At 71.9% G+C, this 20,594-nt stretch carries 18 protein-coding genes; 6 read left to right on the forward strand and 12 right to left on the reverse strand.

Annotation, left to right across the window (positions count from 1 at the left end; all coding sequences use genetic code 11):
• The first annotated feature begins 65 nt into the window (after positions 1-65).
• Positions 66-239 (forward strand): hypothetical protein, encoded by a 174-nt coding sequence (locus ID554_RS11790; RefSeq protein ID WP_158573851.1) that lies wholly within the window; start codon positions 66-68, stop codon positions 237-239.
• Between the two features lie 45 nt (positions 240-284).
• On the opposite strand, the gene ID554_RS11795 is transcribed toward ID554_RS11790, so the two are convergent.
• The 10 genes from ID554_RS11795 to ID554_RS11840 form a co-directional block, all read right to left on the reverse strand.
• Positions 285-938 (reverse strand): NHL repeat-containing protein, encoded by a 654-nt coding sequence (locus ID554_RS11795; protein WP_117230865.1) that lies wholly within the window; start codon positions 936-938, stop codon positions 285-287.
• A gap of 63 nt (positions 939-1,001) precedes the next feature.
• On the reverse strand, positions 1,002-1,904 hold the full coding sequence (locus tag ID554_RS11800) for a homocysteine S-methyltransferase family protein (RefSeq protein WP_117230864.1): 903 nt from the start codon (positions 1,902-1,904) through the stop codon (positions 1,002-1,004).
• 38 nt (positions 1,905-1,942) lie between these two features.
• The gene (locus ID554_RS11805) at positions 1,943-3,082 is read right to left on the reverse strand and encodes a trans-sulfuration enzyme family protein (protein WP_117230863.1); all 1,140 of its coding nucleotides are present in this window, start codon (positions 3,080-3,082) and stop codon (positions 1,943-1,945) included.
• Positions 3,083-3,104: 22 nt separating this feature from the next.
• Positions 3,105-4,382 carry a cysteine desulfurase gene (locus ID554_RS11810; protein WP_117230862.1) on the reverse strand — a complete coding sequence of 426 codons (1,278 nt, stop codon included), beginning with the start codon at positions 4,380-4,382 and terminating at the stop codon, positions 3,105-3,107.
• Positions 4,383-4,630: 248 nt separating this feature from the next.
• Positions 4,631-5,335 carry a winged helix-turn-helix transcriptional regulator gene (locus tag ID554_RS11815; RefSeq protein ID WP_117230861.1) on the reverse strand — a complete coding sequence of 235 codons (705 nt, stop codon included), beginning with the start codon at positions 5,333-5,335 and terminating at the stop codon, positions 4,631-4,633.
• A 92-nt stretch (positions 5,336-5,427) separates the two neighbouring features.
• A complete protein-coding gene (locus ID554_RS11820) occupies positions 5,428-6,714 on the reverse strand; it encodes an ABC1 kinase family protein (RefSeq protein ID WP_117230860.1) in 1,287 nt (428 codons plus the stop codon).
• Positions 6,715-6,718: 4 nt separating this feature from the next.
• On the reverse strand, positions 6,719-7,360 hold the full coding sequence (locus tag ID554_RS11825; RefSeq protein ID WP_117230874.1) for an NHL repeat-containing protein: 642 nt from the start codon (positions 7,358-7,360) through the stop codon (positions 6,719-6,721).
• Positions 7,360-8,256, reverse strand: coding sequence for a 50S ribosomal protein L11 methyltransferase (locus tag ID554_RS11830; RefSeq protein ID WP_117230859.1), 897 nt, complete (start codon positions 8,254-8,256; stop codon positions 7,360-7,362). Before ID554_RS11830 ends, ID554_RS11825 begins: the two co-directional genes overlap by 1 nt.
• A gap of 128 nt (positions 8,257-8,384) precedes the next feature.
• Positions 8,385-9,587 carry a DUF6004 family protein gene (locus ID554_RS11835; RefSeq protein WP_117230858.1) on the reverse strand — a complete coding sequence of 401 codons (1,203 nt, stop codon included), beginning with the start codon at positions 9,585-9,587 and terminating at the stop codon, positions 8,385-8,387.
• Between the two features lie 205 nt (positions 9,588-9,792).
• Positions 9,793-11,697, reverse strand: coding sequence for a BTAD domain-containing putative transcriptional regulator (locus ID554_RS11840; protein WP_117230857.1), 1,905 nt, complete (start codon positions 11,695-11,697; stop codon positions 9,793-9,795).
• A 116-nt stretch (positions 11,698-11,813) separates the two neighbouring features.
• Here ID554_RS11840 and ID554_RS11845 point away from each other — a divergent pair, with 116 nt between their 5' ends.
• Together ID554_RS11845 and ID554_RS11850 are read left to right on the forward strand one after the other, a co-directional pair.
• Positions 11,814-12,017: a hypothetical protein gene (locus tag ID554_RS11845; RefSeq protein WP_147333590.1), complete on the forward strand. Its 204-nt coding sequence runs from the start codon at positions 11,814-11,816 to the stop codon at positions 12,015-12,017.
• Positions 12,018-12,066: 49 nt separating this feature from the next.
• Positions 12,067-14,550: an ATP-dependent Clp protease ATP-binding subunit gene (locus tag ID554_RS11850; RefSeq protein WP_191088787.1), complete on the forward strand. Its 2,484-nt coding sequence runs from the start codon at positions 12,067-12,069 to the stop codon at positions 14,548-14,550.
• Here ID554_RS11850 and add read toward each other — a convergent pair.
• Complete coding sequence (gene add, locus ID554_RS11855; protein WP_117230689.1) at positions 14,541-15,530, reverse strand: adenosine deaminase; 990 nt, start codon at positions 15,528-15,530, stop codon at positions 14,541-14,543. The genes ID554_RS11850 and add overlap by 10 nt on opposite strands.
• Positions 15,530-16,330, reverse strand: coding sequence for a helix-turn-helix domain-containing protein (locus ID554_RS11860; protein ID WP_223884550.1), 801 nt, complete (start codon positions 16,328-16,330; stop codon positions 15,530-15,532). Before ID554_RS11860 ends, add begins: the two co-directional genes overlap by 1 nt.
• A 358-nt stretch (positions 16,331-16,688) precedes the next feature.
• On the opposite strand from ID554_RS11860, the gene ID554_RS11865 reads away from it, so the two are divergent.
• Genes ID554_RS11865 through ID554_RS11875 form a run of 3 tightly spaced genes read left to right on the forward strand, consistent with a single transcriptional unit; the run spans position 16,689 to position 20,585 of the window.
• Positions 16,689-17,660 carry a DUF1702 family protein gene (locus tag ID554_RS11865; protein ID WP_117230687.1) on the forward strand — a complete coding sequence of 324 codons (972 nt, stop codon included), beginning with the start codon at positions 16,689-16,691 and terminating at the stop codon, positions 17,658-17,660.
• A 4-nt stretch (positions 17,661-17,664) separates the two neighbouring features.
• Entirely contained in the window at positions 17,665-19,617 is a 1,953-nt protein-coding gene (locus tag ID554_RS11870; RefSeq protein WP_117230686.1) for a CRTAC1 family protein, read from the forward strand.
• On the forward strand, positions 19,614-20,585 hold the full coding sequence (locus tag ID554_RS11875) for an enediyne biosynthesis protein (RefSeq protein WP_191088788.1): 972 nt from the start codon (positions 19,614-19,616) through the stop codon (positions 20,583-20,585). Before ID554_RS11870 ends, ID554_RS11875 begins: the two co-directional genes overlap by 4 nt.
• Positions 20,586-20,594 lie beyond the last annotated feature (9 nt).

A 20,594-nucleotide genomic window follows, 5' to 3' on the forward strand; every position in this document is an offset into this window, starting at 1 on the left:
ACTGCCCGCCCGTCCGACCGCGCCGGGCTCTCCGGCGCGTCACCTCCGCAGAGCAGGGAGAAGCGATGAACGCGTGCCACACCGGCGGCTGGCCGGACACCGAAGCGCCACAGCGGACCGAGCGGGCCGTCCCCTCCGGCTGCTCGTGCGGCTGCGCCGGCCGCTGCCGGCCGCCGTCGGACGCCGACGACCGCGACCGCCGGCAGGACCAGTTCGACGCGCGCGACCGGGTGCCCTGACCCCGGCGCGGGTGGGGGCGGCCGGGACCGCCCCCACCAGGCCGGTCATCCCCCGAGCACGTCCGGCAGCCGGACCGCCTTGAACCGCCGGTCCGCGAAGTCGCAGTACCAGACCAGCTCGCCGTCCCAGGCCAGCCCGGTCGGATGCCCCGGCAACCGCACCGTGGCGACCAGCCGGCCCGACTCCGCGTCCACCGCGTGCAGCAGGCCGTCCTCGAACTCGGCGTAGAGCACATGCCCCTCGGCGTACGTGAGGCCCGAGGGCGATCCCACCACCGGGTGTTCCCGCTGCACCGTCATGGTCTCGAAGTCCCGCAGCTGGATCACCGCGGGCGCGCGCAGGCAGAGCCACACCCCCTCCGGACCGGTCTCCATCCCGGTGACCCGGCCGTTGGAGGGCCGCACCGGCTTCGACCCGATGGTCTGCCCGGTGGCCGGGTCGATCAGCAGGATCCGCTTCGGCCGGCCGCCGATCTGGCACAGCTTCCCGTCGGCGTACCCCAGGTCAGCCCGCACGTCCGGGTACGCGAACCACCGGCGTACCGCGCCGTCCGCCGCGTCGATGGCGAATATCCGCGCGGCGTCCTGGTCGGAGTGCCAGAGCCAGGTGCCGTCCCAGGTCAGGCCGCACATGTAGCCGGCCGGGCCGGGCAGGCTGCGCACCACCTCGACGGGCGGTGCGATGGTCGAGCCGCTCACCGTCTCGTTCTCCCTTCGTTGGCTGACCCGGCCCGCGCCGGGCCGGCGGACCTGCGGGCGGCGTCAGTCGACGGCCGCCACCGGGGTGTTCAGCCGGGCCGCCAGCGCGGCGATGTGCGCCGGCGACGCGCCGCAGCACCCGCCGGCCACGGCGAGCCGGTACTCCACCGCCCAGCGGGCGACCAGGTCGCCGAACTCCGCCGGGTCGAGCAGCGGTCGCGGCCCGGGCGCGCCGTCGCGGCGGTCCTCCAGGTTCGGGTACGCGCCGATCGGGCCGTCGTCGGCGTCGCGCAGCGCGCGCAGGCACCGCTCGGTCGCCTCCGGCCCGGTGCAGTTGACCAGCACCACCTCGGCCCCGGCGGCGCGTACCGCGCGGGCGGCGTCCACCAGGGAGTCGCCGGACAGCAGCCGGCCCTGGTCGTCGCAGACGAAGCCGGCCCAGGCCCGGACGCCCACCTCGCGTACCTGCTCCACCGCGATCCGTGCCTCGCGTGCGGTGTTCATGGTCTCCACCAGCACCAGCTCCACCCCGGCCCGGACCAGCTCCACCGCCAGCCAGCGGTGCTCCTCGCGCAGCTCGTCGTCGGCCGGCACCAGGTCCGGCCGGTAGCAGTCCTCGACCGGAGCCATCGACGCGGCGATCCGGGTGCTGGGCGCGCCGGCCGCGTTGCGGGCGGCGAGCGCGACGCCGACGGCCGCGTGCACCATCCAGCCGAGGCCGGCGTCCTCCAGCCCGGCGCGGCGCAGCGCCCGCAGGTTGCAGCGCAGCGTGTTCGCGGTGAGCACCTGCGCCCCGGCGGTTAGGAACCGCTCGTGGACGTCGCGCAGCACGCGCCGCCGGCTGTCCGCCAGCAGCGCCGCGGTGCCCCACCACGGGGCCTGGTACGGCAGCCTGGCGCGCTGCAACTCGGTGGCGAGTCCTCCGTCGAGCACCAACGGGGCGCCGCCGGTCGAGAATGCGGACATGTCTCCTCCTTCGCGGGGCGGGAATGGCGGTCAGCGGGTCAGGCGCCGTCGCGCAGCGCGGTGACCAGGTCCTCGACCAGGTCGGCCGGGTCTTCGATGCCGGGTGAGATCCGGATCAGCCGGTCGGTCAGCCCGAGTCGCCGGCGCACCTCGGGCGGCACCGGGCGGTGGGTCATCAGCGCCGGGCACTCGATCAGGGAACGGACGCCGCCGAGGCTGACCGCGGCGGTGAACAGGCGTACCCGGTCGAGCAGCTTGGCCGGGTCGCCGCGGTACTCGAAGGCGGCGAGCGCGCCGGGCGCGGTCATCTGCCGGGCCGCCACCGCGTGCTGCGGATGCGCGGGCAGGCCCGGATAGCTCACCCGGGCCACGCTCGGCTCGGCCAGCAACGCCGCCACCACCGCGCGGGTGTTCTCCACCTGCCGGGCGGTGCGCAGCGACAGCGTCTTCAGGCCCCGGTGGGTGAGGTAGCAGTCGAAGCCGCCGGGGGCGTTGCCGGCCACCGTGCGGTACGCCAGGAACCGCCGGTGCAGCTCCTCGTCCTGGTAGACGAGCGCGCCGCCGAGCACGTCGAGGTGACCGGCGACGGACTTGGTGGTGCTGTAGAGCGTGACGTCCGCGCCGTGCGCGAGCGGTCGTTGCAGCACCGGCCCGGCGAGCGTGTTGTCCACCACGACGAGCGCGCCGTGCCGGTGCGCGAGGTCGGACACCGCGGCGATGTCGGCGACCTTGAGCAGTGGGTTGGTGGGCGTCTCCAGCCACACCATGGCCAGTTCCGGCCCGCACTCGCCGAGCGCGCGGTCCCGCTCGGCCGGGTCGGCGAGGTCTACCTGCCGTACCGTCACGCCGCGCTCGGCGGCGGCGGCGAGCAGTTGGTGGGTGCCGCCGTACACGTCGTCGGAGGCGAGCACCAGCCGGCCAGGCGGCACCAGCGACAGCGCCGTGGTCGCGGCGGCCTGCCCGCTGGTGTAGACGGTCGCGTGCCGGGCGTCCTCAAGCGCGGCGAGGCACTCCTCCAGCGCCTCCCGGTTGGGTTGCTCGCCCCGAACGTAGAAGTAGCGCGGCGGGTCCTGGGCGGTGCGGTCGTAGGTGGTGCTGAGGTGGATCGGCGGCACCACGTCGCCGGTGCCGGGCACGGGTTGCTGGCCGACGTGCACCAGCCGGGTGTCGAACCTCATGACGCTCCCTTCCGGGCGCTGCTCAGAGGAACCGGACGTCGGGGTGGTCGGTGGTCCAGGGGCCCGGTCGTACGCCGGCGAGCAGCTCGCCGACGAGGTCGATCTCGGCGGTGGTGTTGTAGACGCCGAAGGAGAGCCGGACCGTGCCGAGCAGCCCCAGCTCGTCGAGGAAGGTGCTGGCGCAGTGCACGCCGCAGCGCACCGCCACGCCGTGCCGGTCCAGGTGCGCCCCGACGTCGTACGGGTGGATGCCCTCCACCACGAACGAGACGATCCCGCTCGGGTCGGCGGCCGGGTCACCGACCACCCGCACCCGGTCGACGGCGGTGAGCACGTCCACGGCGTGCCGGACCAGCGCCCGGTCGTGTCGGCGGATCGCGTCCCAGCCGAGGTCGCGCAGGTAGTCCAGGGCGGCGGCGAGCCCGACCGCGCCGGCCACGTGCGGAGTGCCGGCCTCCCACCGGGCCGGCCCGTCCAGGTAGCGGACCGGCCGGTCGGCCGCGACGCCCTTCACGGTACCGCCGCCCACCTGGTACGGCGGCAGCCCGGCGAGCAGGTCCCGGCGGCCGTGCAGCACGCCGACGCCCATCGGCCCGTACGCCTTGTGCCCGGAGAAGCAGTAGAAGTCGGCGTCGAGGTCGCGCACGTCGACCGGGCGGTGCGGTACCGCCTGGGCGCCGTCGACCAGCACGAGCGCGCCGGCCCGGCGGGCGGCGGCGGCCATCTCGCGTACCGGGTTGACGGTGCCGAGCACGTTCGAGACGTGACTGACCGCCACCAGCACGGTGTCCGGACCGAGCGCGGCGGCGAACCGGTCGGCGTCGATCCGCCCGTCGGGTCCGGCCGGCACCACTGTGAGCGTGGCGCCCGTACTGTCGCAGAGCCGGCGCCAGGGCAGCAGGTTGCTGTTGTGCTCCATGCCGGTGACCACGACCCGCCGCCCCGGCCCGGCCACCCGCCGCCCGGCGGTGTCCGCGACCAGGTTAACCGCGGCGGTGGTGCCGGCGGTGAAGAGCACCTCCTCCGGTTGCGCCGCGCCGATCGCCCGCGCGACGCCCTCGCGGGCCTGCTCGTGGCGCTCGGTGGACTCCAGGCCGAGCCGGTGGTAGCCGCGCCCGACGTTGCTGTTCGCCCCGGTGTAGTAGTCGGTCATCGCGTCTAGGACGACGCGGGGCTTCTGCGTGGTGGCGGCGTTGTCCAGGTAGGCGACGAGGTCACCGGCCCGGCGGGCCAGCAGGGGGAAGTCGGCCCGTACCGCCCTGGGCAGCGCCTCCGGATCGTGTCGCACCGTGTCCGTCATGCCGGCTCCTGTCGCTTGACGGCCGGTCGTCGGTGCCGGCGTACGCGCCGCTCGTGGTCGCCCCCGCGACGCGCACGGACGCCGGCAGGCGCTCGGGCGACGGAGGGCGGACCGGTCGTCCCCGTGGGAGCACAGTGCTCGGAAGGTGCCGCACGGGCGCGGCGTGCCGGACGACGACGGGCCCCGACGGACGCCGAGGCTAGTTCAGAATAATGTAGTGATCCGGTCCCGTCACCCCCTGGCGCGGGTCAGTGACCGGAGGTGGCCTGAGCGGCGGGCGCGGCGCCGGCCTCCAGGCCGAGCAGCTCGCAGCAGCGCAGCACGGCGTCGATGTCGCCCTCCAGCTTGAGCTGCCCGCCGACCATCGCCATCAGCGGCGTGACCCGCCCGGCGCCGATGCAGACGAACGTGGCCGCGTCGGTGGTCGCCACCATCGCCGGGTGGTCGGCCGGCCCCTTCGCCACGCGCGGCACCCCGCCGGCGACGTCGATGCGGAAGACCTCGTCGTCGACCTGGAACTGGTAGCTCTCGTCGATCGGGGAGACCTTGTCCCACTGGAACATCGCCTCCACGGCGAGGAAACCCCAGTGCGGGCGGACGGTGTCCTCGGCGCTCAGGTCACCGACGAACTCCAGGCCCCAGTGCGCGAGCCCGAGCACCATCGGCCGTAGCGCCTGCCCGGTCGGGGTCAGCTCGTAGGAGAGCCGGCCGCCGGTGCCGTGCACGTCGACCTGCCGCAGCACGCCCGAGTCGACGAGGAACTTGAGCCGGTCGGCGAGCAGGTTCGTGCCGATGCCGGGCAGATCCGCGAGCAGCTCGCTGTAGCGCCGGGGGCCCATCAGCAGCTCCCGGATGATCAGCAGCGTCCAGCGTTCGCCCAGCACGTCGAGCGCGGAGGCCAGTCCGCAGTACTGGTGGTAGGAGCGCTTGCCGGCGAGGCCAGTCTGTGCCATTCCGCTATCGTATATTTTAGTCGGCTGTTTGCGCAGGTGGGCCCGCGCTGTCGAGGCGACCGGCTAGGCCCGGCCGACCGTTGGGACGGTGCTCAGGCGGCGGCCCGGCGGCCGAACAGTCCGCGCATCAGCACCGGCTTGGCCAGCTCCTGGAAGTCGAGGTCGGGGTCGAGTTCGCGTACCGTCCCCTCGATCACCAGCAGCGAGAGCAGCGGGAAGACGAGTTCCGGCGCGGCGTGCACGCCGTAGCGGCGTTGCAGGTCGAACATCTCCGCGGCGAACGCGATCAGGCTGAACTCGCGGGCCGGCAGCCCGTGGCTGCGCTCCACCAGGTCGGCCATCTTCACCAGGAACGTCTCCACGTCGGCGTCCGGGCGCAGGCCGGTGCCGCTGCGCACCACGATCTCGGCGCAGTACCGGCCGCGTCCGATCGACATGTTCATGAAGAACTCGGCGAAGAGCCGGCGCAGCTCCTCGGTGAGCTGCACGCTGAACCCGGCGTCGAGCACCACCACCTGGGCGCCCCGGGTGAAGTAGAGGTTGCCCGGGTGCATGTCGCAATGGACGAAGCCGTCCACGAACAGCATGTGGTAGATCGCCGTCATCGCGGAGGTGGCGAACCGCTTGCGCACGGCCGCCGACATCGTCCGCGCCACGTCCACGTCGAGGTCGGGCATGAACTCCATGACCAGGCAGCGCGGCCGGCAGGCGTCGTCGCGTACCGCGGGCACCCGGACCCGGGGCACCACGGCGAGGTTCTCCTTGAGCCGGCGCAGGTTCTCCGCCTCCCGGTCGAAGTCCAACTGGCCGAACACCGCGCCGCACATATTCCCGACCACCTCCCGCACCGGGACGCCGCGCAGCATCGGCAGCCGCGCCATCACCCGGGCGCCGCGCCGCATCAGCGCGAGGTCGAGCGCCATCGTCGACTCGATTCCGGGACGGCGCAGCTTGAGCGCCACCTCGGCGCCGTCGGGCATCCGGCCGCGGTAGACGCAGGCGACGCTGCCGCTGGCCACCGGCGTCGGGTCGATCTCCGCGAACTCCGCGGGCGCCTCGCTGCCGTACGCCTCGGCGAGCGCCCGGTCGGTCTGCTCGGGCGTCATCGGGTCGCCCCGGTCCTGGAGCACCGACAGCTCGTCGCAGAGCGCGGCCGGCAACACGTCGCGCCGGGTGCCGAGCACCTGCCCGGCCTTGACGAACGTCGGGCCCAGTCGCATCAGCAGCGTGGTGAGGCGGCGGTACAGCAACCGGCGGGCCGCCGCCCGGTCACCTCGGGCCGCCCTGACCAGAGCCGGCGGCAGCACCGGCAGCAGGTGAACGGCGCCGACCGCGCCGATGCGGGTGGAGCGGGCCAGCAGAGCGCGCGTGGACACCATGGAGTCAACCCTTCGTGATGCCCGGCACCTCGATCGCCCGGAGTTGCAGGGTGGTGAAGTCGCAGTACCAGATGCGGCGGCCGTCCCAGGTGATGCCGGTCGGGTTGCCCGCGACCGAGTAGGAGGCCACCTCGCGGCGGGCCGCCACGTCGTACAGGTTGATGGCGGCCGCGTCATGGTCGGAGTAGACGAGATAGCTGTCGGAGACGGTCACGCCGGCGATCGGGTGCCGGACGGGGAACGTGTCGATCAGCCCGAAGCCGTCCGGGTCGCGCAGGTCGACCTGGCGCAGGTCCTCGTAGCCTAGCCAGAGCCCGTGCCGGGTCGCCTCCAGCCCGCACAGCACGTTGCCGGGACGCGGGTTGCCGAACTCGCCGAGCAGCTCGCCGTCCTCGGGGTCGACCAGCCGCAGCACGCGGTCGTCGCCCGCCACCTGCAGCAGCCGCCCGCCGATCGTGGTCAGGTCGGTGCGGACACCGGGGCAGTCGAGCCGGCGGACCACCTTGCCGCTGATCGGGTCCAGCGACGCGATCTGGCTGGAGACCGCCTCGGAGAACCAGAGGCACTCCGCGGACCAGGTCAGGCCGCAGAGCTTGAGAGCGCCACGGACGGGGATGTCGCGAACGGTACCCACCGCGAAGGGCATCAAGACCTCCTCTGCCGGGACAGGCCGCACTCCAGCCGCCAGTCGGTCACGGCGCGGACGTCGCGCCGGGCCGGGCGGCGCAGGGCGACGGACAGCTCGTCGCCCTCGGCCACGTCGGTGTGCCGCAGCGGCCACACCCAGACCGCCCAGTTGCAACCGGGGTACGACGGAAAGTTCGACAGCGTGACGTCGTCGGTGAAGTCCGCGGTGAAGAAGCCGAGCACGGCGTGCAGCCGTCCCGGCGCGGTGACCGGCAACCGCTGCCGCAGCGTCTGCCGGGACGGCGACCGGCCGTCGAGCGCCTGGTCGAGCACCACCGTGGGCTCGGTCAGCAGCTTCGGCGGACGCTGGAAGAAGTGCAGCTGGGCCGCCGGAGCCACCAGCTCCTGCACCGGGTCGAGCCGGTAGCCGTAGAAGTCGGTGCCCCACAGCCCCCAGCCCTCGTCGGTGAACTCGGCCGCGGCCAGACAGGTCCGCAGCCGCCGGGGCACCATCCGGCCGCCGGGGCGCAGGTGCCGGCGGGCGATCACGTGCAGCGCCTCGGCCATCTCCTCCTCCGGGCCGAGGTTGCCCATCATCTCGGAGACCAGCACGTCCGCCTTGCGGGGCAGCCGGACCGTGCGGGCGTCGCCGGTGACCAGGGTGAGCCGTCCCTTGAGGTCGTTGGCCTCGATGATGCGGGCGGCCGCCGCGGCGGTGGCCGGGTCGGCCTCGACCGCGTACACGTGCTCGGCGCCGTGCCGCAGCGCCAGCAGGGAGAGCGCGAGCAGACCCGCGCCCACGTCCACCACCACGTCGCCGGGGGTGACCGCCTCCTCCAGCGCCCTGTCGTACGCCCGCAGCCGGGGCGCGTCGCCGAGCATCATCTGGTGCATGAGCAGCAGCCGCTGGTCCACGCGGTACCCCCCTGAGCGCGCGTCCCTCCCGACCGCCGTAACAGCCGGGAGGGACATCGTGACGGTACGTTGCTACTGGTTTTACCAGTAGAACCTCTGGCCGGCAGGCCCGTCAAGCGGACCCTCGGTCAGGCGTTCACCGCGGCGTGCTCGCCGACCAGCGCGTCCCGCATCACCAGGTTGACGCCGGTGAGGCGGGCCTTCGGCTGCTCGTCCACGGTGACCAGGGCGGTGTCCGAGCCGTCCAGCTTGAGCTCGGTGCCGGTGGCCTCCATGCCGCGCATCTTGCCGTTGACGTGCACGGAGTTGGCGGCGTAGAGCGTCTCGTGCGGCGTGACCAGCTCGAACTCGGCGTCGATGTGCAGGTCACCGGGGAACTTGAGCCGGCTGAGGCTGTCCTCGTTGCCCTCGCCCAGCGTGCCGCCGGAGACCCGCGGCCAGCTCGCCCGCAGCATGACCCGGCCACCCAGCTCCGGGCTGTGTCCGACGACCGCGACGCGAGCCAGCTGGGCGAGCACGCCCGGGCCCTCGTCGTGCTTGTCCGGGCCGAAGAGCAGCACCTCGGCGCCGGCCGCCTTGCGGTAGTCCCCGGCCAGGTCGACCCGCACCGTCTTGCCGTTGACCTCGACCTCGATCTGCCCCTCCAGCGAGGTCTGCATGATCATGGACGGGTCCACCAGCATGGACATGCACGGGCCGGCGCTGGGCGCGAAGAACAGGTTCGGCGTGATGCCGACCGGCTGGTTCTCGTCGTTGGCCGGGTACCACGCCTCCGGCAGCGTGGTGCCCTTGACGACGTTCGGCGCGGCCATCACGTCGAAGGGACCGTCACCGCGCGGCTTGCCCAGGTAGGGGCCGGTCAGCGGCTTCTTGAACGGCGGTACGCTGTCGACCACGCCGTAGATGTCGATGACGTTGCGGTGGGCGAGCCGCAGCGTGCTCGACTCCAGGATGCCGAAGCGGCGGATGTAGAACTCGGCCGGGAAGTTCTTGCCCGGCACGATCTGCCGCACGTGCCCGCTGTTGGGCAGGAACGGGTTGGACAGCACCTGGATGCGGTCGTCCAACTCGTAGCTGAACCCCTTGATGCCCACCTCGGGCGCGCTGATCAGCTCGGTCGCGAACTGCGCGTAGCCGTCCTCGTCGACCTTGTGCTCGAAGCCCGGCATGGGCCACTTGTTGAGCTGCACGAAGCCGGACAGGTTGATCGTCTCGCGGCGGCCCGAGTAGTAGTCCTCGCCGAAGACCACGGTGGCCGCGGCGAGGATGTGCGGGCGGATCGGCTTGGGTTCGAGGTTCAGGGACTCGTAGGTCTCTCTGGTGGAGCTCAAGCCAGACACCTCCAATGTCTGTCGGCAGGGGTCAGCGGCGGTCTGAGGGCCGCTGGTGGACCGGACCCGACCGGTCCCGCCGAACTTCAAGCTATGTGTTTTTAAAGCGTACTGTCAATGCCTGGGGCATCGTCAGGTGCCACCGTCCCGAGAAACCCGACGGCCCGCTCCCCGGCGGGGAGCGGGCCGTCGGGGCGGCCGCCGGTCAGTCCGGCACAGCCGCCACAACCGCCGGCAGCAGCGACCGGGACAGCGACAGGGGCAGGTCGGCGGCGCGGGTCGTCACCGCCTCCGGGGCGTCCGTCTCCAGCGCCAGCCGGCGCAGCAGGCCGAGCATCCGGTACCGCCCGCCGGTCGTCCCGACCGGCATCACCAGGGACTTGTCCACCAGGGCGGCGAGCACCACCCGCACGTCCGTGGGACCGGACGGATGGGGCCGCCAGAACCGCTGGGCGGCGGCCAGGTCGAACACCCCCGGCAACAACGCGACGCGCTGGAACAGACATCGCTCGACCACGTCGAGGCGCTGGACGCTGCGGTCGAGCATCGCCCGCAGCGACGTGTGGCGCGGCTCCGGTCCGACGGCGGGCGGGCGCAGGCCGTCCAGTGGTCCCTCCAGCTTGCGCAGCACGCCGTCCAGGCTGTCGGTGGACAGGCAGGCCGCCGCCATCTCCAGGGCGAGCGGCAGGCCGTCGAGCCGGCGGCAGATCTCCACCGCGACCTCCGCGTCCCGCCGGTCGAGCCGGAACCCGGGGCGGGCCTGGGCCGCCCGTTCCGCGAGGAGGGCGACGGCCGGATTGGACAGGACAGACGGCCACCCGCCCGGCTGCGGCACCGGGAGCGGATGCAGGCGCTGGACCCGCTCGTACGGCAGCCCGAGCGGCTGGCGCGAGCCGGTCAGCACCACCACGTTCGGGCACGCCATCAGCAGCCGGTCGGCGACCACGGCGCACGCGTCGACCAGGTGCTCGGCGTTGTCCAGCACCACGAGCGTCGGCTGGTCGCGCAGCAGATCGACCGGGTCCTCGGCACCGTTGCCGCCGAGCATCCGGGCCAGCCGGCGCTCCAACTGCCGCCGGTCACTGAGGTCGAGTGTGTCCACGGTCAGGACCCCGCCGGTGAAGACGCGGGCAGCCTGGTGCGCGGCGCGCAGGGTCACCGCCGACTTGCCGCAGCCGGGCGCGCCGGTGACCGTCACCGCACGGTCCTTCGCCAGCAGGGCCGCCAGCTCGGCGATGTCGTCGGCCCGCCAGTGCAGCGGTCCGGAGATCGGTCCGCAGCCGGGCCTGAGCCGGGCGGCGGGAACCGCCGGCGCCGGCCGGGGCACCGGTGGGCGTCCGGCCGGGCGGATCAGGGCCCGGTGCACCGCCCGCAGCTCCTCCCCCGGGTCGACGCCCAGTTCGGTCCGGAGTCGCTCGGTGATCTCGGCGTACCGGTGCAACGCCACGGTCCGGTGCCCATTGCTGCCCAGCACGGCCAGGTAGTCGGCCTGGATCGCCTCGTGCAGGGGCTCCAGCCGGGCCAGCCGGGTGGCGGTGTCGAGCACCGCGGCGGCGCGTCCCAGCCGCAGCCCCAGACCGACGTAGCTGTGCGAGGTCGCCACCCAGGCCGCGCCGAGGGCCTCCACCTCGATGTTGTCGTGCAGCAGCGAGCGCAGCTCACCGAGGGTCGGGCTGCGCCACAGGTCCAGCGCCTTGCCGAGCAGGTGGAACGCCTCCTCGCGGCAGCCCTCACCGATCCGCTTCTCGGCCTCGGCGACGTGGCGCCGGAACCGGGCGACGTCCGTCTCGACGGCCTCGGCGCGCAGCGAGTACCCGGAGACGGTCGAGGCGATGACCCGTACCCGGCGCCGTGGCGGTTGCTCCGGTTCGAGGACCTGGCGCAGCCGGGCCACGTACGTGTGCACGAGCGACCGGGCGCTCGGCGGGACCACGCCGCCCCAGACCGCCTCCTCCACCTCGCTCACCGGGACGCTGTCGCCGAGGCGCAGCGCCAGCAGGGAGAGGATCGCCCGCTGTTTGGCCGGGCCGGGCTCCAGTGGATGCCCTTTCCGCCGCACGTGCAGCGGACCCAACAGGTCGACTCGGTAACAGGCACGAGTCTCCGTCATCTATCCCCCCAGGCTCAAGAGTGAGCCCGAGACTGGCACATCCGGTTACCACGCTGCCACACTCAGCTACTACACAAGAAGCTCGGCAGGCCAGGTCACCGACCCGCCCGAGCAGCGTGATCACCGCCTGGGACGTGCGAAAAGGCCGCCGGGCAGGGCACCGGCAGCCGAAAGTTCTTTTTCATATGGCGAAGCTATTGATGGAAGTTGCGATCTACGCCGGGTTGCCGGATCCAGCCCTGATGAAGGCGCACGCCGTAAGGCTGCCGCCCATCAGCATGGCCGCGCCGCTCGCCCGCGATGGACAGAATCCTATATGAAATCTTAGTATTCCTGTGGCCGGATGACTCAGGTGAGGAGCACGAGGGCATGTTCGAGCGGTTCACCGACCGAGCGCGACGGGTTGTCGTCCTGGCCCAGGAAGAGGCCCGGATGCTCAATCACAACTACATCGGTACGGAGCACATCCTGTTGGGCCTGATCCATGAGGGTGAGGGCGTTGCGGCGAAGGCCCTGGAGAGTTTGGGGATCTCGCTGGAGGGCGTCCGCCAGCAGGTGGAGGAGATCATCGGCCAGGGTCAGCAGGCGCCGAGCGGGCACATCCCGTTCACGCCGCGGGCGAAGAAGGTGTTGGAGCTGTCGCTGCGCGAGGCTCTGCAGCTGGGCCACAACTACATCGGTACGGAGCACATCCTGTTGGGCCTGATCCGTGAGGGTGAGGGCGTGGCTGCGCAGGTGCTGGTGAAGCTGGGCGCGGACCTGAACCGGGTTCGGCAGCAGGTGATCCAGTTGCTTTCCGGTTATCAGGGCAAGGAGCCGGCCGCTGCCGGCACTGCCCCGGGTGAGGCGGCCCCGTCGACCAGTCTGGTGCTGGACCAGTTCGGGCGGAATCTGACGCAGGCGGCTCGGGAGGGCAAGCTTGATCCGGTGATCGGGCGGGAGAAGGAGATCGAGCGGGTGATGCAGGTGCTCTCCCGCCGGACGAAGAACAACCCGGTGCTGATCGGTGAGCCTGGCGTCGGTAAGACGGCTGTGGTGGAGGGCCTGTCGCAGAAGATCATCAAGGGTGAGGTGCCGGAGACGCTCAAGGACAAGCAGCTCTACACGCTTGACCTGGGTGCGCTGGTGGCGGGTTCCCGCTACCGGGGTGACTTCGAGGAGCGCCTGAAGAAGGTGCTCAAGGAGATCCGTACCCGGGGCGACATCATCCTGTTCATCGACGAGATTCACACCCTTGTCGGTGCCGGGGCGGCGGAGGGCGCGATCGACGCGGCGAGCATTTTGAAGCCGATGCTGGCCCGTGGTGAGTTGCAGACCATCGGTGCGACCACGCTGGACGAGTACCGTAAGCATTTGGAGAAGGACGCCGCGTTGGAGCGTCGTTTCCAGCCGATCCAGGTGGGTGAGCCGTCGCTGGCGCACACCATCGAGATTTTGAAGGGTCTGCGGGATCGGTACGAGGCGCACCACCGGGTGAGCATCACGGATGCGGCGTTGGTGGCGGCGGCGACGCTGGCCGACCGGTACATCTCGGATCGGTTCCTGCCGGACAAGGCGATCGATTTGATCGATGAGGCCGGCGCGCGGATGCGGATCCGTCGGATGACCGCGCCGCCGGACCTGCGTGACTTCGATGAGCGGATCGCTCAGGTGCGTCGGGACAAGGAGTCCGCGATCGACGCGCAGGACTTCGAGCGGGCTGCGCAGCTGCGCGACAAGGAGAAGCAGCTGTTGGGTCAGAAGGCGCAGCGGGAGAAGGAGTGGAAGGCCGGTGACCTGGACGTCGTGTCCGAGGTCGACGACGAGCAGATCGCCGAGGTGCTGGGCAACTGGACGGGCATCCCGGTCTACAAGTTGACCGAGGAGGAGACCTCGCGCCTGCTGCGCATGGAGGACGAGCTGCATAAGCGCGTCATCGGCCAGGAGGACGCGGTCAAGGCGGTCTCGAAGGCGATCCGGCGTACCCGCGCCGGCCTGAAGGACCCGAAGCGTCCGTCGGGGTCGTTCATCTTCGCCGGTCCGTCGGGTGTCGGTAAGACCGAGTTGTCCAAGGCCCTCGCGGAGTTCCTGTTCGGGTCCGAGGACGCCCTGATCCAGTTGGACATGTCCGAGTTCCACGACCGGTACACCGTGTCGCGGTTGGTGGGTGCGCCTCCCGGCTACGTCGGGTACGACGAGGGCGGGCAGCTGACCGAGAAGGTGCGGCGTCGGCCGTTCTCCGTGGTCCTGTTCGACGAGATCGAGAAGGCCCACCCGGACGTGTTCAACACGCTCCTGCAGATCCTGGAGGACGGTCGGCTCACCGACGGTCAGGGTCGGATCGTGGACTTCAAGAACACGGTCATCATCCTGACCACCAACCTCGGCACCCGGGACGTGGCCAAGGCGGTCTCGCTCGGCTTCCAGCAGTCGGAGGACTCCGAGTCCAACTACGACCGGATGAAGCAGAAGGTCAACGACGAACTCAAGCAGCACTTCCGGCCCGAGTTCCTCAACCGCATCGACGACACCATCGTCTTCCACCAACTGCGCCAGAACGAGATCCTCCAGATCGTGGACATCATGATCGCCCGGATCGAGACCCAGCTACGCAACAAGGACATGGGCCTCGAACTCACCGACAACGCCAAGAAGTACCTGGCGGTCAAGGGCTTCGACCCCGTCCTCGGCGCACGGCCGCTACGCCGCACCATCCAACGCGACATCGAAGACAACCTCTCCGAACGAATCCTGTTCAACGAACTCACCCCCGGCCAGATCGTCGTCGTGGACTGCGAAGGCGACCCCAACGACATCGACAAGTCCACACTCGTCTTCCGGGCCGGCAAGCCCGTACCGACGAGTCAGCCGTAGGCCCGCCGGCCCACCGCCGCCAGATGATCACGCGTCGCGTCTTCGCAGAGCGCCCCGGCCACCCCGGCGGCGTACGCCCGCTCGGGCCCCAGCCCGAGACGCGCCGCCAGCTCGTGCTCACGACCCAGGTCGGTGCCGAACATCGCCGGATCGTCGGTGCCGACCGAGCAAGACAGACCAGCCGCGACAAGACGGGGCAACGGATGCGTGGCCACGGACTCCACCACCCGGGTCCGCAGGTTCGACGTGGGACACACGTCCAGCACCACACCCCGGTCCCGCAGCTCGACGAGCAGGTCGTCGTCCTCGGCGGCCCGGATGCCGTGCCGGATCCGGGCCGGAGCCAGCTCCAGCAGGTCGCGGACCGAATTCGGGCCGCCCGCCTCGCCGCCGTGCGGGACGAAGGCCAGACCGCCGTCGCGGGCGATCGCCACCGCCCGGGCGAACGCCTTCGCCGGCGCGGCCAGCTCCGGCCCGCCCAGACCGAACCCGACCACGCCTCGGTCCCGGTACCCCACCGCCCGGCGGGCGCACTCCTCCGCGTCCGCCGGCGGCAGCTCGCGGTCCACGTCGGGAGTCAGCAACACCCGTACGCCGTGCCGCTCGTACGCCTCGGCCGCGCCGTCGGCGTACCCCTCGAAGATGTCCGTCCAGCCGACGCCCCGGCGCACCCGCTCGGCCGGCGAGAAGATGCCCTCCAGGTAGACCGCGCCGTGGGCGGCCGCCTCGGCGGCGTACGCCACCACGATGCGCCGGAAGTCGTCGGCCGTCCGCAGGCAGTTCGTGGTCAGCACCCAGGTCCGGACGAAGTGGGCGAAGTCGGTGAACTCGTAGAGCGGACGCAGACCCTCGACCGTCTCCGCGGGCAGCCGCTCCCCGTTGCGCCGGGCGATGACCAGCAGCGTCTCCGGCCGTACCGTCCCCTCGAAGTGGACGTGCAGCTCGATCTTCGGGGACGGCCCGGCCCCCGGCGCGGCCATCAGGCGGTTCGGAGCGTGCGCCGCTCGGCCGTCACCGGCGCCCGCCCCCGCCAGCCCGCCTGCGACACGCCCAGCAGCCAGCGCAGCGGCGTGGCCGAGAGCAACGGCGGATCGGTGATCCGCACCTGCCGCACCGGCACCGTGAGCGTCGGCCGCGGGTCGGGCCGGACGTCGCCCACCTCGGCCGGTACCCGCAGCTCCGTGTCGCCGATCAGGAAACTGTCCGGCGCGCCGTCGACGAGCGCCGAGGTGGCGTCCCGGTCCGGGCGCAGCAGCAGGACCCGGGCGCGGTGCGCGCCCGGCGGCACGGTGGCGGGCAGCGCTGCCGGCAGCGGGCGCGGCGCCGCCGTCCACCATTCGTTGCGTCCCCCGTCGTGGGGCGCCACTACGGCGAGCAGCAGCCCCGGCAGGTCCACGGTGTCGAGGTGCATCAACGCCCGGGGCCCCTGGCCGGCGACGATCGCGCGGCCCCGGATCACCGGCAGCAGCGCCGCCACCGACACGCCCGCCAACTGCCGGGAGAGCTGGCGGAAGCGCTCCGGGGGCAGGCTCACCCAGCGCCGGAACTGCGTGGTGAACGTGCCGACGCTGGAGTACCCGACCTGGGCGCTGATCGTCGTGACGGTGAGCGAGGAACGCAGCAGCAGCCGTCGCGCCTCGGCCATCCGCAGCGCCGCCAGGAAACGTGCCGGTGTCATCGAGGTGGCCTGCTTGAACACGCGATGAAAATAGAAGGGGCTGAACGGGGCCAGACGCGCCAGCGTTTCCAGCGGCAACGGCCTGCCGAGTTCTCTTTTCATGTGCTCAATCACCCGGACAATAGCGGCCAGCCGGCCGTCATGTTCCTTGCAGGCGGCACCTGAAAACTGCCCCATGGCCCCTCCATCGCTACGCGGAAACCGTGACCAATAGTGCTGTGCGACTCTTGAACGGGTCTTGATTGGCCGCGCGACGGCAGCTCCGGAGCCCTCGGAGGCTGTCGATACGCCCCCGGGCCGAACCGGGTCGGCCGATCGCCGGAGGCAACACAGCAACCTGCGAGAAGACAGTCGCCGAGGCGTTCCGTAAGTATTGGCCAGAGCGGGCACGCCAATCGAAGGACTTCTCTGCAGGCGAGCAGGATCCGCATGCGTACACCCACGGCGAATTGGACTTGCCATGGCCCGAAAATTGTTGGCACTGCGACAACGAATCCTGACGCCGGATAAGCGCGAGGCGTTGTTGGACGTACGCGGCTTCCATGTCAAGAACGACGCCGCGCGGCAGGCCCTGGAAAGTGCCGGGCAGAGTTTCATCGGCGGTTTCGGTGACGCCGCCGGTACGCCCTCGCCGCGGGCCGCCGAGGAACTGCTGGAACGCCGGCCGGCGCCGCTGCGCGGCTTCGCCTACGAGGGCGCCGCGATGGCGTACGCCCTGATGGACGGCCTCCGCCCCGGCGGCGGCCGGGGCCTGGCGCGGTTCCTGGCCGGGCGCGGCGCCGCGCACGTCTACATGGCGCACGTGGGCGCCGGCTGGGCCATGCCCCGGCTGCCCCGCTGGCGCTGGCCCGCGATCCTTCCGGCCGACCCGTTGCTGCGCTGGCTCGCCCTCGACGGCTACGGCTTCCACCAGGCCTACTTCCACACCGGCCGGTACGTCCACGACCGGCACCGCGACCCGGCGCACATCTGGCCGGCGGAGCTGCGGCACTACGCGCCGCACGCGGTGGACCAGGGCATCGGCCGGGCGCTGTGGTTCGTCGCCGGCACCGACCCGACGGAACTGCTCCGGCTGCTCCGCGGGTTTCCCGCCGACCGGCACTCCGACCTGTGGAGCGGGGTCGGCCTGGCGGCCAGCTACGCCGGCGGCGCCGAGCTGACGGAACTGCGGACGCTGCGCGAGGCGGCCGGCGAGCACCGGGCGGCACTCGGCCAGGGCGGCGCGTTCGCGGCCAAGGCCCGGATGCGCGCCGGACACGTGCCGACGCACACCGCGGTCGCGGTCGGCGCGTTCTGCGTCACCAGCATCGAGCAGGCCGCCGCGATCACCGATGCCGCCCTGACCGATCTGACCGACTCGGCGTCGCTGCCCGCCTTCGCGGTGTGGCGTCAGCGGATCGCCGACCATCTCGTTCTGCTGGGGAGGTGCTGACCGGGTGTCCATGATCCTGGGTTGGGGCCGACGTCATCTCGCCGGGCTGACCGCCCTGCTGCTGATCGTCGTCCTGTTCCTGATCGCCAAGCCGGCCACTGCTACCGACGAGGAACGGCGACGCGTGGCCGAGGGCTACCGGTTCACGCCGATGTCCATCGCGATCCCGGGTGGCCTGCCGCAGCAGAGCATCCGCCGGGTCAACAAGGAGTACACGCACATCGACGCGTGGATCTCCTCGGTGGGCGCCGGGGTCGCCATGAACGACATCGACGGCGACGGCCTGGCCAACGACCTCTGTGTCACCGACGTGCGGATAGACCGGGTGGTGGTCACCCCGACGCCCGGGGCGCGCCAGGAGCGCTACCAGCCGTTCGTGCTCGACCCGGCGCCGCTGCCGATGGGGCCGCACATGGCGCCGATGGGATGCGCGCCCGGCGACTTCAACGAGGACGGCCGCACCGACCTGCTGGTCTACTGGTGGGGCCGGACGCCGGTGATCTTCCTGGCCCGCCCGGACGCCACCGGCCTGTCCGCGGCGGCGTTCCAGCCGGTCGAGCTGGTCCCCCGGCCCGCCGCCGCCGACGGCGGATACACCGGGCCGCGGTGGAACACCAACACGGTGAGCGTGGCGGACTTCGACGGCGACGGCCACGAGGACGTGTACGTCGGCAACTACTTCCCCGATGGGCCGGTGCTCGACCACACGGTCAGCGGCGGCGTGGCGATGAACCGGTCCATGTCGGCCGCGTACAACGGCGGGCGGGACCACGTCCTGCGCTGGACCGGCGCGACCGCCGACGCGGTCACCTTCGCCGACGTGCCGGACCTCTTCGACGACGACGTCTCCCGCGGCTGGTCACTCGCGTCGACCGCGACCGACCTCGACGGCGACCTGCTGCCCGAGCTGTACGTGGCGAACGACTTCGGCCCCGACCGGCTGCTGCACAACCGCTCCACGCCGGGCCAAGTGCGGCTGGTCCTCGTCGAGGGCGAGGGCAGCCGGCTGACCGTGCCCAAGTCGAAGATCCTCGGCCACGACTCCTTCAAGGGCATGGGCGTGGACGTCGGCGACCTGGACGGCGACGGCCTCTACGACATGTACGTCGGCAACATCACCACCTCGTTCGGCATCCAGGAGAGCAACTTCGCCTTCGTCAACCAGGCCCGGGACACCGAGGACCTGCGGCAGCGGCTCGCCGACGGCCGGGCGCCGTTCGTCGACCGCAGCGCCCCGCTCAACCTCGCCTGGAGCGGCTGGAGCTGGGACGTCAAGATCGCCGATCTGACCAACCGTGGCCGGCCCGACATCGTGCAGACCAGCGGCTTCGTCAAGGGCGAGGTGAACCGGTGGGCGCAGCTGCAGGAGCTGGCCACCGCCAACGACACGCTGCTGGAGCACACCTCGTCGTGGCCACGGGTCCGGGAGGGCGACGACATCGCCGGCGGCCAGCCGCTGCGCCTGCACGCCCAGATGCCCGGCGGCGGCTACGCCGACATCGCCGGCCGGCTCGGCATGGCGGTGCCGATCCCGACCCGGGGCATCGCGCTCGGCGACGCCGACGGCGACGGTCGGCTCGACATGGCGGTGGCCCGGCAGTGGGACGCGCCGGTGTTCTACCGCAACGACAGCCCCGGCACCGGATCGCAGCTGACCCTGAAGCTGAACCGACCGCCGGTCGGCGACGCCGCCACCGGCTCCCCGGTGATCGGCGCGGACGTCACCGTCCGCACCCCCGACGGTCGTGTGCTGCGCGGCCGGGTCGACGGCGGCAGCGGCCACTCCGGCCGGCGCAGCTTCGACGTGCACGTCGGCCTCGGCGACGTCACCGGGCCGGTCCAGGTCGACCTGGCCTGGCGGGACCGCACCGGCGCGCCACGCGCCCAGACGTTGACGCTCACCCCCGGCCGGCACGCGCTCACCCTCGGCACCCAGGCACAGGAGGCGAGTTCATGACGAAGCCACGCGACCCGCGAGTGACAGCGCTGCGCCGCTTCGCGATCTCGATCACCGTCCTCAACATCCTCGGCTACACGGTCCTCGGCTTCGAGCAGCCCGCGCTCTGGCCGGTGTACGCCGTGCTCACCGCGTACGCCGCCGAACTGCTGCTGGAGGCGGTGGGCGCGCGGGGCGAGGGCCGCGCCCCCCGGTACGCCGGCGGCGTGCGCAACCTAATCGAGTTCCTCTTCCCCGCGCACATCACCGCGCTGGCGGTGAACATGCTGCTCTACACCAACGACCGGGTGCTGGTGATGCTCTTCGGCGTGCTGGTGGCGATCAGCGGCAAGTGGCTGCTGCGGGCGCCGGTCAACGGGCGGCTGCGGCACTTCATGAACCCGTCGAACTTCGGCATCGCGATCGTGCTGCTGCTGTTCCCTTGGGTGTCCATCGCGCCGCCGTACCACTTCACCGAGAACCTCTCCGGCCTCGCGGACTGGGCGATCGTGGCGGTGATCCTCGTCCTGGGCACGATGCTCAACACGAAGCTCACCCGCCGGATGTGGCTGATCGCCGGCTGGCTGTCGATCTTCGTGGTGCAGTCGGTGGTCCGCGGCCTGGTGCTGGACACGTCGATCGCGGCCGCGCTGGCCACCATGACCGGCACCGCGTTCGTCCTCTTCACCAACTACATGATCACCGACCCGGGCACCACACCGAGCCGGCCCGCCGCCCAGTTCGCGTTCGGCGGCGGCGTGGCGCTGGTGTACGGCGTGCTGACCGGCGCCTCGGTGACGTACGGGCTCTTCTTCGCCACCGCGATCGTCTGCCTGGTCCGCGGCGTCTACCTCTGGTCGCTGCACGCCTCGCGCGGCGAGCAGCGGCGCCGCGAGCAGGAGCGCCCGGCCCCGCCCGCAGCGCCCGGGACACCGGCCACCGCCGGTCCCGTCTCCGCGGACAACGGCAAGCGGCCCGTGCCCGCCTGATCCGCGCAT

The sequence above is a fragment of the Micromonospora craniellae genome, assembly GCF_014764405.1.
Classification (GTDB): domain Bacteria; phylum Actinomycetota; class Actinomycetes; order Mycobacteriales; family Micromonosporaceae; genus Micromonospora; species Micromonospora craniellae.